Below are 13,435 nucleotides of genomic sequence, written 5' to 3'. Positions count from 1 at the left end.
TAAGAATAGATTAGAAAGACTCACTCACGAAAGAGAAGAGGATACGACAATGATTAAAATTCTATTGGTCGAAGATGACCTTGGTTTGTCAAATTCAGTATTTGATTTTTTAGATGATTTTGCGGATGTCATGCAGGTCTTTGACGGAGAAGAAGGTCTTTACGAAGCAGAAAGCGGGATCTATGATTTGATTTTGCTGGACCTGATGCTTCCTGAAAAAGACGGTTTCCATGTCTTGAAAGAATTGCGTGAAAAAGGCGTGACAACCCCTGTTTTGATCATGACAGCCAAAGAAAGTCTGGATGACAAAGGACACGGCTTTGAGCTGGGGGCAGACGATTACCTCACCAAGCCTTTCTACCTAGAAGAGCTCAAGATGCGGATTCAAGCCCTCTTGAAGCGCTCAGGAAAGGTCAATGAAAACACCCTTAATTATGGCAATTTGAAGGTCAATTTATCTACCAATTCGACTTATGTGGATGGGAAAGAAGTGGAACTTCTTGGGAAGGAATTTGATCTCTTGGTCTACTTCCTTCAAAACCAAAATGTCATCCTTCCAAAGACACAGATCTTCGATCGTCTTTGGGGCTTTGATAGTGACACAACCATCTCTGTTGTTGAGGTCTATGTTTCAAAAATTCGTAAGAAATTAAAAGGTACTGATTTCGTTGAGAGCTTGCAAACATTGCGCAGTGTGGGGTATATCTTAAAAGATGTTAACAAGGATTAAGAAAACCGTCGGGGAAGATGATTTTTCCTACTTCATCCGATATTTTGGTCTCTTCACCTTGATATTCTCAGCCATGACCTTGATAATCATCCAGGTCATGCGCTCGAGTCTCTATACAACGGTCGATGAGAATCTCAAGACTCTCAGTCAGGATCCCTACTCGCTTGTAGCGATTGCTTATCGAGACCAGCGACAGTCAAATACCAAAGGAGATGATAATGATCATGAGATGATGATCCCAGATCATGATAAATCAGAACCTAAAGGAGATGTCACATCCAATACCACTGTTGTTTTGCTCAATAAAAAATATGAAAACTTGACAACCGGTAATGGGTTTTTAAACTTCAAAACGGTGACGTTTGGTCGAAAGCTCCTCAACAAGGTTTCCCAGCTCCAAATTACAAACAGCTATGGGAAAAAAGAAAGTTACCGGGCCTATATGGCAGAGTTGAGTTTATCTGATGATGAAAGTGATAGTGACATCAAGTATGCGGTTGTCATGACCAATATCAGTCAACTAGAGCAGACCAGTGAAGAGCACGAAAGTCAAATCGCCCTCATCATGATCTGCTTCTGGGGAATCTCCTTATTCGCTAGCCTCTTCTTAGCACGTCTCAGCGTCAAGCCCCTTCTTGAGAGTATGCAAAAGCAAAAGGCTTTCGTGGAAAATGCTTCCCATGAGTTGCGGACGCCTTTAGCAGTTCTGCAAAATCGCCTCGAAACGCTTTTTAGAAAGCCTGAAGCGACCATTATGGAATCGAGTGAGAATATTGCATCCAGCTTGGATGAAGTTCGAAATATGAAGCTCTTGACCACCAACCTTCTTAACATTGCCCGAAGAGATGACGGCTTGAAACCAGAGATGGAAGATATCGAACCAAGCTTTTTCGATCAGACCTTCTCGAATTTTGAGATCATTGCGGAAGAAAATGACAAACTCTTCCGAGGAGATAATCAGGTGGACAAAGTCATTTGTTCTGACAAGACACTCCTCAAGCAATTGATGACCATTCTCTATGACAATGCCTTGAAATATACCGATGAAGATGGCGAGATCCAGTTTGAAGTCCAGTTGAAGGATAAAAATCTTCTTTTGAGAGTATTGGATAATGGTCCAGGGATTCGAGATGAGGATAAGAAACGGATTTTTGATCGTTTTTACCGGGTCGACAAGGCCAGAACCCGTCAAAAAGGTGGATTTGGCTTGGGGTTATCCCTCGCTAAGCAGATCGTAGAAGCCTTTAAAGGGACCATTCAAGTCAAAGATAATAAACCAAAAGGGACCATCTTTGAAGTGAAATTATCCATTAAGACGGAAAGTCGTAAAAAAAATCGTTCATAATCTTTAAAAAATAGAAAAGAGGAAAACCTATGAGTTCAAAAATGTTGCACACTTGCCTTCGTGTGGAAAACTTAGAAAAATCAATCGCTTTTTACCAAGATGCTTTTGGTTTTGAAGAAAAACGTCGGAAAGATTTCCCAGACTACAAGTTCACGATTGTTTATTTGGCCTTGCCTGGAGATGACTATGAGCTGGAATTGACTTACAATTATGATCATGGTCCATATGTCATCGGAGATGGCTATGCTCACGTTGCTTTGAGTACTCCTGATTTGGAAGGTTTGAATGCTGAACACAAGGCTAAAGGCTATGAAGTGACGGAACCAAAAGGTCTTCCAGGAACGCAACCGAATTACTATTTTGTTGTAGATCCGGATGGATATAAAGTAGAAGTCATTCGCGAAAAATAAGAGGGACTAAAAACAGGGGCCGCTGTCGGCGACGACAGTCGCCCTCTTTTTATGAAACCATTTACAAAAAAGGAATGTTTTTTCGAGAGAAATTTGCTATAATAAAGTTATGAGATTCAAACACACGAAAACTATTTTATTAATCATTACAAATCTCCTTTTATTGAGTCTTTTGTATATCGGCTATCAAAAGATTCAAAGGGTTCGTGAACAAAAAGCCTATCAGGATCAGTTTGCCAAGGTCACCCAACTCGAGAAAAGCTCTGAAAAAGGGAAAGATGTTCAAGTTCAGGAAGGGATTTTAGGAACTTCTTATGTGACGGCTTATTATCCTACTAAAGATGGACAGCCTGTTGAGATTGTGAAAGAGAAGATCCAAGAAGACCTTCAGCGTCTAGGATCGGATGAGAAAACCAAGGAGCCAAAGCATTTGACCTTCTACCATAGTGAAGAAGCAGAAGCGCCTTTTGTTGGTTATCACCCTATCCAAATCAAACGGGCTGAATACCAGTACAAAAAAGGGAAATTCATCAAAGATGAGACGGTGAAGTTGCCCCTCTTTTACTTGGATGATGATAGTAACCCTTTGACCCTCAGCCAGGTTTTTGCGGATCCAGATGGAGCCAAACAGATCTTTTTGGAGGAATTACGGGGGAATCTAGCCTTTCGTCAGCTGGACGAGGAAAGCATTGATCAAATGGTTGCCCACTTCTCAGAGTTGGATTTGAGCCAATGGGAATTCCAATATGAAAAAGGAAATTTCACCATTCCATTTCCAACCAAGGTTAAAGGAGACGATACCTTCACTGTTCCCTTGTCTAAATTCTACGACGTGATTGATACAGAGCGCTTACTTCCTGATGATCTAGCTTCTTATGAATCCTATATTGAAGAACGCCACCGTAAGATGATTGCCCTGACCTTTGATGATGGACCAGATCCAACCACGACTCCTCAGGCGCTGGCCATCTTAAAGAAATACAATGCCAAAGCTACCTTCTTTATGGTCGGAAAAAATGTCAGTGCGAATCCGGATATTGCTAAGCAAGTCCGCAAAGAAGGTCATCAAATCGGGAACCATACCTGGGATCACCCTCAATTGCCAAAATTGAGCTTGGATAATGCCAAAAAAGAGATCTTGGATACCCAAGAAGCTATTCAAAAAGCGACAGGTGTGCAGACCAAGATTACCCGTCCTCCGTATGGGGCCATCAATAACGCTATCCAATACGGTGTCGACCAATCCTTCATCATGTGGGATGTAGATAGCCTAGATTGGAAGACACATAATACGACGGCTATTCTCAATGAAGTGAAAAAAGAAGTCAAACCGGGTTCGATTATCCTCATGCATGATATCCATCAAACCACGATTGACGCTCTACCGACCGTCCTTGACTACCTCAAATCACAAGGCTATACCTTTGTAACGGTGGATGAATTGTTGGATTATCAACTTGAAAGTCATCGCATTTATTACAATGGAAATTAACATAAAAATCCTCTGCAGTTCATTCACTAGCAGAGGATTTTCTTATTCATTTAAAAAGAGTTCGGAATTTTTTAAAACCAGTTCACGGACAGAAGCGTATTTTTTTAAGGATTTGAGTTCTTCTGGGTGGGTGATAAAGGTGATTACATAGCCCTCCCGCCCCATTCGTCCTGTTCGACCGGCACGGTGGGTATAGGTCTCCACATCACGAGGAATATCGTAGTTAATCACACACTCAAGATGTTCAATATCGATTCCACGAGCGACCAAATCGGTGGCCAGCAAGAGGGTCAGCTGATGGTCTTTGAAGCGTTCCAGAATGACCTTGCGGTATTTGACATTGACATCACTGGCGAGCGAAACGGCCTCAACACCCCGGTATTGTAGTTTTTCTTCAGCACTACCTAGATCAGACAGGCTGTTGAAAAAAGCCAGACCACGAAAATCTTCGACGTAGGCGAGTTTGCGGAGCAATTCGACCTTGTCTCGCTTATCCACTTGCATATAAAAATGTTGGATATTGTCCAAAGAAACTCCATCAACCGAAATGCGAAGAGTATTTTCTTCTAGCTGGTCTGGATCGACCTTGGCTGTGGCGCTCATGTAGACATATTGGTGGTCACGGGGAGCATAGTGGCTGATCTTGTCGATGAAGTGGTACTGAGAATCGCTCAGTAATTGGTCGAATTCATCTAAAATGATGGTTTCTACATTCATCATTTTGATCTTTTTCAGCTTGATCAGCTCAAAGATCCGACCAGGCGTCCCAACCAGGATTTCGGGTCCTTTTTTGAGGCGTTCGATTTGCCGTTTTTGACTAGATCCTGAAAGGAAGAGTTGTGTCTGGAGACCGAGAGGCTCTGCCCATTGTTTGGTGACATCAAAAATTTGTCCTGCTAATTCTGTATTAGGAGCCAAAATCAAGAGTTGTTGGGCCTTCTTCGGTTTGAGTTTGAGCAAGCTCGGAAAGAGATAGGCGAGTGTCTTACCTGTACCGGTAGGACTGATCCCGAGGACATTTTCTCCTTCATAGATAGGGGAGAAGATCTGTTCCTGAATTTCAGTGAATGTATCAAATCCAAGTGTTTCTAACTGGTCTTTCCAGCTTTGTGGAAATTGTTCTTTCATTCTTTTTCATCCTTAAATTGTATTCCAGCGCTTTGACGCATCTGGTAGAGGGTTTCATGGACCTGCTCAGCTGTTTGTAACCATTCAAGATAAGCAGCTGGCTTTTGATGAGCGATGGCAAGGGCAAAGGCTTCCGCCTCATCTTGCATTTGGTGTGGGCAGGACTGGATCGGAAGGTCGATGACTTCCCCAGAATGGCTGACAAATTGGGCCTGGTTGATAGCTTCTACAGCATTTAGAGTCAGAGTTCCAGTCTTGGTATAGATTTCAGCAGGTAGATGGCTGGTGATATTTTTCCCCGCCTGAATGGCAACCTGAAACTCTGGATAAATCAAGACACCTTGACCATAGAGATCAACCAAATTGGGTAATTGCTGAGCGGTGTAGTGGCTGGAGATTGGAACTCCAAAGAAGCCAATGGCCAGGTAGAGGCAGTAGACACCCAGATCCATCAAGGCCCCACCTGCATAGACATCTGAGAAAATATTGGGCATCTCACCTGCAAGAAGAGCCGGCAATTTGGAAGAATATTTGGCAAAGGTGAAGTTGGCGCCCAGTATTTCCTGATTAGAGAGGAAGTTTTTAACTACTTGAAAGGCTGCTTCTTGGTAATTTCTGGCAGCTTCAAAGAGATAGACCTGGTGCTCATTAGCAAGCTTGACCAGTTCCTTCCATTCAGAAGGCTTGGTCACAGCCGGTTTTTCAATGATGACATGCTTCTTTGCTAAAATAGCAAGCTTGGCCTGAGCGAAATGAAGAGAATTGGGGCTGGCAATGTAGACCACATCCAGCTCACTGTCTAAAAAGTCGATGAAATCCGTGTAGCAAGAGATCGCTCCATAAGGCTCACAAAACTCTTGAGCAGTCTTCATCTTTCTCGAATACACAGCCTGCAAGTGATAGTGGCCTGTCTGATAAGCAGCTGTAATAAATTCATGTGAAATCCAACTCGTACCAATAATTCCCAGCTTTAACATAAGGTGTCCTTCCGTAATCGATTCACTCTATTATACCATGAAAAGGGGGAGGGGCGGGGTGAAAAATACTAGGGTTTACGAGAGTTTTTTGTTACAATAGAAAGTGAATAAGTCAAGGAGTAAGAGATGACCATATCAGTTGTAGTCCCATGTTTTAACGAAGAAGAATCGATTCCATTGTTTTATCGAGAAATGGAACGTGTTCGGATGAAGATGGGAGAAAAGTTTGAATATATTTTTATAAATGATGGCTCTTCAGATGGTACACTATCCGTTCTTCGAAAGTTACATGTTACAGATTCAAATGTGCACTACCTTTCTTTTTCTCGAAATTTCGGGAAAGAGGCCGCACTATATGCTGGACTTGAGCGTGCTAGTGGTGAATATGTGACGGTCATGGATGTAGATCTGCAGGACCCTCCGGAGTTATTGATTGAAATGAAGCAGAAGTTGGAGGAACAGCCGAATTTAGACTGTGTCGGAACGAGACGCGTAACCCGTGATGGGGAACCACCGATCCGCTCTTTCTTTGCACGGATGTTTTATAAATTGATCAATCATATTAGTCAGGTGGAAATGGTTGACGGGGCGCGTGATTTCCGTTTGATGCGCCGTCCCATGGTCGATGCTATCATGGAGTTATCGGAGTACAATCGTTTCTCAAAAGGAATTTTTGCTTGGGTAGGATTTGAGACAGAATACCTGGAATATAAAAATGTCGAGCGCGTGGCAGGAGAGACGTCTTGGAATTTTTGGTCCCTTTTTAAGTACTCGATTGAAGGGATTGTCAATTTCTCGGATGCCCCATTAAACATTGCCTTTATTGGTGGACTTTTATCTTGGATCTTGGCCTTTATCATGGTGATTCTGATTGTGATCCGTACCTTAGTCTTTGGAGATCCTACTTCAGGTTGGCCATCCCTCATGACAGTGATTCTTTTCCTAGGAGGGTTCCAATTACTAACCATTGGGATTTTAGGGAAATATATCGGTAAGATCTTTATGGAAACTAAGAAACGTCCAATCTATGTCATCAAAGAGAAAAGTGAGTAAAAAGCAGAAAACTTCTGCTTTTTTTGCTATAATGATAGGGATAAAGCATTTGAAAGGAACGTAACATGATTTTAATTACAGGTGCAAATGGTCAACTTGGAACGGAGCTTCGCCATTTGTTAGACGAACGAAATGAAGAATATGTAGCTGTTGATGTGGCTGAGATGGATATCACAAATGCAGAAAAAGTAGATGAGGTATTCGCAGAAGTAAAACCAACCCTAGTCTACCACTGTGCTGCCTATACAGCTGTTGATGCGGCTGAAGACGAAGGAAAAGAGTTGGACTATGCTATCAACGTGACTGGTACGGAAAATGTAGCAAAAGCATCTGAAAAGCATGGTGCAACCTTGGTTTATATTTCAACAGACTACGTTTTTGATGGTGAAAAACCAGTAGGTCAAGAGTGGGAAGTAGACGATCAACCAGATCCTCAAACAGAGTACGGTCGTACCAAACGTATGGGGGAAGAATTGGTTGAGAAGCATGTGTCTAACTTCTATATCATCCGTACAGCTTGGGTCTTTGGGAACTACGGTAAGAACTTTGTCTTCACCATGCAAAACTTAGCTAAGACTCACAAGACTTTGACGGTCGTCAATGACCAACATGGTCGTCCAACCTGGACACGTACATTGGCTGAGTTTATGACTTATTTAGCTGAAAACCGTAAAGAATATGGTTATTACCATCTATCAAATGATGCTGAAGAAGATACAACTTGGTATGACTTTGCAGTTGAAATCCTCAAAGATACGGATGTAGAAGTGAAGCCAGTGGATTCCAGCCAATTCCCAGCTAAGGCGAAACGCCCACTGAACTCAACAATGAGTTTGGCAAAAGCGAAAGCAACAGGATTTGTTATTCCAACCTGGAAGGATGCCTTGAAAGAGTTCTATAAACAAGAAGTGAAATAATTAAAGTGAAAAAGATGGTAGTAAGCCATCTTTTCATTTGATTGAAAGGAGTGTTATGAAAAAGAGGAATATCAATATTGATGTTTTAAAATGTATTGCTGTAATGTTTGTATTATGTGTTCATTTTTTTCTTCATACTAGTTATTATGGACGTTCTTTCAGCTTTAAAAGTGTTTTCTATTCTTCTTTCATTTGGATAATTTTTATGACTTGTGTTCCATTGTTTATCATGGTCACAGGTAGTTTAATGAAAGATAAGACCTATAGTAAAGTATATTTTCTAAAATTACTCCCAGTACTTGGTATATATGTCTTAACAGCTTCAGTTTATACATTATTTGATAATAAGGCTTTTAATATAGAATATTTGGAAAAATTAGTTGTTAATATAGTTACATTCAGTCATTACGCCTGGTATGTAAATATGTATATTGGTTTGTATCTATTGATTCCATTATTAAATAGTGGTTATAAATCATTAAAAAATCAAAGAGCTCAAGGTTTAGTGATATTAATTCTGATTATTCTAACTGTTTTACCACCTACACTCTCATTAATAGACAATAATCAAAAGTTCATCGTTATTCAACATCTAGTTCCCGACTATTGGAAGGGGATTTGGCCTATTACTTATTACTTTCTTGGGATATTTCTTGCTTCATTAACTAAAAAATGGAATATGAAGATGGTGTTTTTATCTATCATTATAGTTGATATTTTAAGCATAGTTGGAATCGCAGGGGTGTCAGAAAAGAGTTTAGGTATTGAATTCTCAGTTCTTCCTGTATTGTTTTTGTCTTCTTTAATTTATTATTTAGTATTACATCTACATATTGATATAAAAAAAATATGGCTTCAAAAGATTATTTATTTTATCTCAAATAATACGCTATCAATCTATCTGTTGTCTGTAATCGGAGATTACTACTGGTATCCTAAGATTATTGAAAGATGGGGAGATTTTTCAAACATATTGCCGAAGTTTCCTTTGATTGTATTTTTATTATTCTTGCAATCTATATTGATTACTTTTGTTTTGGTGCTTGGAACAAAAACTTCTCGGCATATTGTTGCTAAACTTTCAAAATGAACTATTGGTAGAATTTTTTGATAAATGAAATAGATACTTATAAATTGATTTTAAAAATGGATTAAGAGTTATCTTTTGAATGATTTTTTTTAATATTGTTTATGATATAATAAAAGCAATATACTGATTGAAAGTGAGTTGTAATACTTGGAAAATGTAACTCCCCAAAAGGTTTTTTTCTGGAATATTTTAGGAAGTATGTCTTCGGCAGTTGTTTCAGTTATTCTTCTTTTTATTGTTACACGTACTTTGAATAGTACTTCAGCAGATATTTACAGTTTTGCCTATGCGATTGCAAACCTATTTGTTATTCTTGCTAGTTTTCAGGTCAGAGATTTTCAGGCAACAGATATAAGAGAAAAGTATTCTTTTGATACCTATTTTGTTACGAGGATCATTTCAAACATTGCAATGGTTCTTCTTTTAGTGACGTATCTCATTTTTAATCCGAATACGCATTCAAATGTTGGAATCATATTTTGGGTCTCTTTTTTCAGAGTCAGTGAGGCTTTATCAGATGTTTTTCAAGGATTATTTCAGCAGAAGGAACGTTTGGATATTGCTGGAAAGTCTCTCTTTCTGAGAAATACCTTATCAACAATTGTATTTGCTCTAACTTTAGTTATCTCTAAAAATCTATTGTGGTCTGTGATCGCACAAACCATCAGTTCATTTGTTTTTATTGGTCTATTTGATTATCCTAATTCAAAAGTCTTCCATCGCTTAAATCTTAAGAGTGTTAGGTTGAGTAATATTATCAATGTATTGAAAGATTGTTTGCCTTTATTTATTAATGCTTTTTTGTTGGTCTCAATTTATAATCAGCCTAAATATGCTTTGAATGATATTTTTAATCAAGGTTTGATTGGAAATGGTGTTCAGAGGGATTTTAGTATTTTGTTTACACCAATTTTTGCCATGAATCTTATGATTGTATTTCTTAGACCAATGATTACACAACTTGCAGTCTTTTTAGAAGAAAAGAAGATTTCTCATTTTGTCACTTACAAGAATAATCTCTTCAAGATTTTACTTGGTACGTGTACCTTCATTTTCCTTTTAGGTTTCTTTCTTGCAATTCCAGTTTTAAATATTGTATATGGGACAGATCTAGGGCAATATAAAACAAGCTTTATAGTATTGCTACTTGGGGGGATAGCAAGTACATTTTCAACTGTGTGTGATAACATTTTAACAGTATTTCGAAAGCAGCGCTATTTGGTAATTTCTTTTATTGTAGGATATATTGTGTCTCTCTTAACTGCTAAACCCTTAGTATCGAAATTTGAAATCTTTGGAGCCTCTCTATCATTTCTTTGTTCAATGGTAGCTTGGTTAGTAGCTTCATTAGTCATTTATTTTATAACGAATCCATACACTTTTATTAGAAAGAATAAGTAAAATGAAATTTTCAATTGTGGTAGCTGCATATAATGTGGCAGAGTATTTAGAAGAATGTGTAGATAGTCTTGCAGATCAAAATTTCCCTAATTCTGAATATGAAGTTGTTATTGTTGATGATGGTTCTACAGATGGTCAAACAAGTAAACTTTGTGATGAACTATCATATAAATATGAAGTTGTTAGAACCATTCACCAAGAAAATGGTGGATTATCTTCAGCGAGAAATACAGGAATAAAGCATTCTAAAGGTGAGTATTTGCTCTTTGTCGATGGTGATGATTTTTGGAGTAATAAGAATTTTCTTGAAAAGTTGTCCTTTAATATTGAAAAATATTGTAGTGATGTGGTGATTTTTTCATATGAAAAATATTATTCGAAAGCAGAAACTATTGAAGTAAGGTTTGATAAAGCTCCGGTTTATGGAAAAATAGATTCAAATATTTCCCAAATAGTCTCTACGGGACTTTTTACTGCACCTGCTTGGAATAAATGTGTAAAGAGGATTTTATTTGAAAATGGGTTGGATTTTCCTGTAGGATTACTTTCTGAAGATTGTTTATATTGTGCCGATGTATTAAAGAATATCAAATCCTATTCCATTTTGAACGAAATGTGCTATATGTATAGACAAAATAGACTAGGAAGCATCACAAATATTGTGAAAGAAAAAAATGTTCATGATATTTTAAAAAGTATCCACCTCGGCCTTATAGATATCGAAAAGTATAATAAAGATATACGGAAAGGTTTGGAAGTTTATTTTTCAATTTCGTATATTTCTATTTTGCCATATGTGAATCAATACCTTTCAAATCCAGAAATCAAACGATTATTATTTAAGTATCGTTACTTGTTAAAATATTCTAGAATATTAACTAACAAAGAATTTAAATTAACAGGGTTGATTAGTCAAATGTTTGGTCTGAAAGTTTCAACTAAGTTATTTGCTTATTTATTAAAATTCTATAAGAAGTATCGAGGATAAATTGAATTTTATAATTTTATTAAGAGATTGATTGTGATAAAGAAATGTGCGAAAGGAGAAGTAGTTGAGAGTTTTAATGATAATTCCTGCCTACAATGAGGAGGAAAGTATTTTTGACACGGTAACAAGTATCTTGAATTACCGCAAGAAAGTTGATTTTGATTTGGACTATGTTGTGATCAATGACGGATCAACAGATAAGACAAAAGAAATTTTGGAAGATAATCATTTTAACGCTGTTCATCTTGTGATGAATCTTGGGATTGGCGGTGCGGTTCAAACAGGATATAAATATGCACTAGAGCATGATTATGATGTAGCGGTGCAATTTGATGGCGATGGTCAGCATGATATTGAATCCTTATCAGATTTGCTAGAACCAATTCGAAAAAATGAAGCAGACCTAGTAATTGGTTCTCGCTTTGTTGGTGATGTTAAGTCGGAATTTCAAACGACTTTTATGAGACGTTTTGGTATTGGCGTTATTTCCAATCTGATTCATTGGACAACTGGACAAAGAGTTTTAGATACGACATCAGGCTATCGTTTAGCTGATAAAGCTGTTATCAAACAATTTGCTAGACGTTACCCAATCAAGTATCCAGAGCCTGAAACAATTGTTCACATTTTGAAACGTAAATATAAGGTTGTGGAAAAACCTGCTAATATGTTTGAACGTACAGGTGGAGTATCCTCCATCACCCCTATCAAGTCTATTCGTTACATGATAGAAGTATGTTCATCAATTCTTATCGCAGCCTTTATGAAGGAGAGTGAATAATGTCAGTTTTATCTATTGTGATGTTGATAGCTTCAATCTTTTTCCTTTATTTAGTCATTAGAAATATCAACAAAAATAATATCTTATTTGAACAGGCATTCATATGGATTGTTATCAGTCTTGTCATGATTGTAATTTCAGTGTTTGATTCTATTCCTGGATACTTTGCTAAATTACTTGGATTTGAATTGACCTCCAATTTTCTATTGTCTCTTACTATTTTTTTCCTGTTGGTCATTGGATTTTTGCAAACCATGACTTTGTCAAAACAAAAAGAACAGATAAAGCATTTAGTTCAAGAATTATCTATTTTAAAAAGTCAAGTAGAAACGAAAGAGGAGAATGATGAACAGTAATCATACTTGGGTGATCTGTGCTTATGGTGAGAGCGAATACTTGGAAGCTTGTATTCAATCCTTGAAGAATCAAACTTTCCAATCACAGATTATCTGTTATAGTTCAACACCACTGAACTCGATCAAAGAACTTTGTCAGCGTTATGCTATTCCATTTTACACCAAGCAAGGTGGTGGGATTGGTAAGGATTGGAACAATGCCATGTCTTTTGTAGAGACGAAGTATGCTACCATAGCCCATCAGGATGATTATTATGAGCCGGACTATGCTGAGAAAGTTTTGGCTAAGATGGAAAAAAATCAAGATGTGTTGATTGGGTATTCTGATTATTTTGAAGAAAAAGATGGCCATAAAATTCCTGCGAATACAAATCTGAAGATCAAAACCTTGATGTTAAAAACTATGAATCTTTTTCCTGCTAGTCACTTTTGGCGAAACCGTGTGATGGCTTTTGGGAATCCGATTTGTTGTCCAGCTGTCTCCTATAATCGTGAAAATTTGAAGAATTTCTATTTTGATGAAGGAATGAGAGTGAGTTTGGATTGGTACGCATGGTATAAGATCAGCGAGTATAAAGGTCGTTTTGCTTATGTATCTGACAAGCTCATGTGCCACCGTATTCATGGAGAGTCTGAAACATCAAAAACGATTGCAGACAATACGCGTAGTAAAGAAGATCTATACATGTATGAACTCTTTTGGCCTAAATGGATTGCCAAGTTGTTGATGAGACAATATGTGAAGAGTCAGAAGACGAATAATTAGG

General features: G+C 37.9%; 14 protein-coding genes. 12 read left to right on the top strand and 2 right to left on the bottom strand.

The window, feature by feature from the left end:
- Positions 1–49: 49 nt before the first annotated feature.
- The 4 genes from K1I56_RS08315 to K1I56_RS08300 all read left to right on the top strand — a co-directional run bounded on the left by K1I56_RS08315 (position 50) and on the right by K1I56_RS08300 (position 3,977).
- Positions 50–730: a response regulator transcription factor gene (locus K1I56_RS08315; protein ID WP_049472012.1), complete on the top strand. Its 681-nt coding sequence runs from the start codon at positions 50–52 to the stop codon at positions 728–730.
- A complete protein-coding gene (locus tag K1I56_RS08310) occupies positions 714–2,075 on the top strand; it encodes a sensor histidine kinase (RefSeq protein ID WP_049472011.1) in 1,362 nt (453 codons plus the stop codon). The genes K1I56_RS08315 and K1I56_RS08310 overlap by 17 nt, the downstream gene beginning before the upstream one ends.
- Positions 2,076–2,104: 29 nt before the next feature.
- Complete coding sequence (gene gloA / locus K1I56_RS08305) at positions 2,105–2,485, top strand: lactoylglutathione lyase (RefSeq protein WP_003006623.1); 381 nt, start codon at positions 2,105–2,107, stop codon at positions 2,483–2,485.
- Between the two features lie 109 nt (positions 2,486–2,594).
- Positions 2,595–3,977 carry a polysaccharide deacetylase family protein gene (locus K1I56_RS08300; RefSeq protein ID WP_223325746.1) on the top strand — a complete coding sequence of 461 codons (1,383 nt, stop codon included), beginning with the start codon at positions 2,595–2,597 and terminating at the stop codon, positions 3,975–3,977.
- Between the two features lie 42 nt (positions 3,978–4,019).
- On the opposite strand, the gene K1I56_RS08295 is transcribed toward K1I56_RS08300, so the two are convergent.
- Together K1I56_RS08295 and K1I56_RS08290 are read right to left on the bottom strand one after the other, a co-directional pair.
- Complete coding sequence (locus K1I56_RS08295; RefSeq protein WP_223325745.1) at positions 4,020–5,105, bottom strand: DEAD/DEAH box helicase; 1,086 nt, start codon at positions 5,103–5,105, stop codon at positions 4,020–4,022.
- Positions 5,102–6,082 (bottom strand): Gfo/Idh/MocA family protein, encoded by a 981-nt coding sequence (locus K1I56_RS08290; protein WP_223325744.1) that lies wholly within the window; start codon positions 6,080–6,082, stop codon positions 5,102–5,104. Before K1I56_RS08290 ends, K1I56_RS08295 begins: the two co-directional genes overlap by 4 nt.
- A gap of 126 nt (positions 6,083–6,208) precedes the next feature.
- Between K1I56_RS08290 and K1I56_RS08285 the strand changes: the two genes are divergently transcribed.
- The 8 genes from K1I56_RS08285 to K1I56_RS08250 all read left to right on the top strand — a co-directional run bounded on the left by K1I56_RS08285 (position 6,209) and on the right by K1I56_RS08250 (position 13,434).
- Entirely contained in the window at positions 6,209–7,135 is a 927-nt protein-coding gene (locus K1I56_RS08285; RefSeq protein ID WP_223325743.1) for a glycosyltransferase family 2 protein, read from the top strand.
- A gap of 65 nt (positions 7,136–7,200) precedes the next feature.
- Positions 7,201–8,052: a dTDP-4-dehydrorhamnose reductase gene (rfbD, locus tag K1I56_RS08280; protein WP_223325742.1), complete on the top strand. Its 852-nt coding sequence runs from the start codon at positions 7,201–7,203 to the stop codon at positions 8,050–8,052.
- 55 nt (positions 8,053–8,107) lie between these two features.
- Complete coding sequence (locus K1I56_RS08275) at positions 8,108–9,142, top strand: acyltransferase family protein (protein ID WP_223325741.1); 1,035 nt, start codon at positions 8,108–8,110, stop codon at positions 9,140–9,142.
- Positions 9,143–9,289: 147 nt separating this feature from the next.
- On the top strand, positions 9,290–10,543 hold the full coding sequence (locus K1I56_RS08270; protein WP_223325740.1) for an oligosaccharide flippase family protein: 1,254 nt from the start codon (positions 9,290–9,292) through the stop codon (positions 10,541–10,543).
- A 1-nt stretch (position 10,544) separates the two neighbouring features.
- Positions 10,545–11,531 carry a glycosyltransferase family 2 protein gene (locus K1I56_RS08265; RefSeq protein WP_223325739.1) on the top strand — a complete coding sequence of 329 codons (987 nt, stop codon included), beginning with the start codon at positions 10,545–10,547 and terminating at the stop codon, positions 11,529–11,531.
- 64 nt (positions 11,532–11,595) lie between these two features.
- Positions 11,596–12,312, top strand: coding sequence for a glycosyltransferase family 2 protein (locus K1I56_RS08260; protein ID WP_223325738.1), 717 nt, complete (start codon positions 11,596–11,598; stop codon positions 12,310–12,312).
- The gene (locus tag K1I56_RS08255; protein WP_223325737.1) at positions 12,312–12,668 is read left to right on the top strand and encodes a DUF2304 domain-containing protein; all 357 of its coding nucleotides are present in this window, start codon (positions 12,312–12,314) and stop codon (positions 12,666–12,668) included. The genes K1I56_RS08260 and K1I56_RS08255 overlap by 1 nt, the downstream gene beginning before the upstream one ends.
- Positions 12,658–13,434 (top strand): glycosyltransferase family 2 protein, encoded by a 777-nt coding sequence (locus K1I56_RS08250; protein ID WP_223325736.1) that lies wholly within the window; start codon positions 12,658–12,660, stop codon positions 13,432–13,434. Before K1I56_RS08255 ends, K1I56_RS08250 begins: the two co-directional genes overlap by 11 nt.
- Position 13,435: the final 1 nt, after the last annotated feature.

Source organism: Streptococcus parasanguinis (genome assembly GCF_019929185.1).
GTDB lineage: Bacteria > Bacillota > Bacilli > Lactobacillales > Streptococcaceae > Streptococcus > Streptococcus parasanguinis_O.
The sequence above is the reverse complement of the archived record's forward strand: the minus strand, read 5'-3'. Positions and strand labels throughout refer to the sequence as shown.

Bases quoted from the DNA above. Each gene is read 5' to 3' on its own strand.
- K1I56_RS08275 (WP_223325741.1), top strand. From the start codon at position 8,108: ATGAAAAAGAGGAATATCAATATTGATGTTTTAAAATGTATTGCTGTA.
- K1I56_RS08285 (WP_223325743.1), top strand. From the start codon at position 6,209: ATGACCATATCAGTTGTAGTCCCATGTTTTAACGAAGAAGAATCGATT.
- K1I56_RS08295 (WP_223325745.1), bottom strand. From the start codon at position 5,105: ATGAAAGAACAATTTCCACAAAGCTGGAAAGACCAGTTAGAAACACTT.
- rfbD (WP_223325742.1), top strand. From the start codon at position 7,201: ATGATTTTAATTACAGGTGCAAATGGTCAACTTGGAACGGAGCTTCGC.
- K1I56_RS08300 (WP_223325746.1), top strand. From the start codon at position 2,595: ATGAGATTCAAACACACGAAAACTATTTTATTAATCATTACAAATCTC.
- K1I56_RS08265 (WP_223325739.1), top strand. From the start codon at position 10,545: ATGAAATTTTCAATTGTGGTAGCTGCATATAATGTGGCAGAGTATTTA.
- K1I56_RS08315 (WP_049472012.1), top strand. From the start codon at position 50: ATGATTAAAATTCTATTGGTCGAAGATGACCTTGGTTTGTCAAATTCA.
- K1I56_RS08290 (WP_223325744.1), bottom strand. From the start codon at position 6,082: ATGTTAAAGCTGGGAATTATTGGTACGAGTTGGATTTCACATGAATTT.
- gloA (WP_003006623.1), top strand. From the start codon at position 2,105: ATGAGTTCAAAAATGTTGCACACTTGCCTTCGTGTGGAAAACTTAGAA.
- K1I56_RS08250 (WP_223325736.1), top strand. From the start codon at position 12,658: ATGAACAGTAATCATACTTGGGTGATCTGTGCTTATGGTGAGAGCGAA.
- K1I56_RS08255 (WP_223325737.1), top strand. From the start codon at position 12,312: ATGTCAGTTTTATCTATTGTGATGTTGATAGCTTCAATCTTTTTCCTT.
- K1I56_RS08310 (WP_049472011.1), top strand. From the start codon at position 714: ATGTTAACAAGGATTAAGAAAACCGTCGGGGAAGATGATTTTTCCTAC.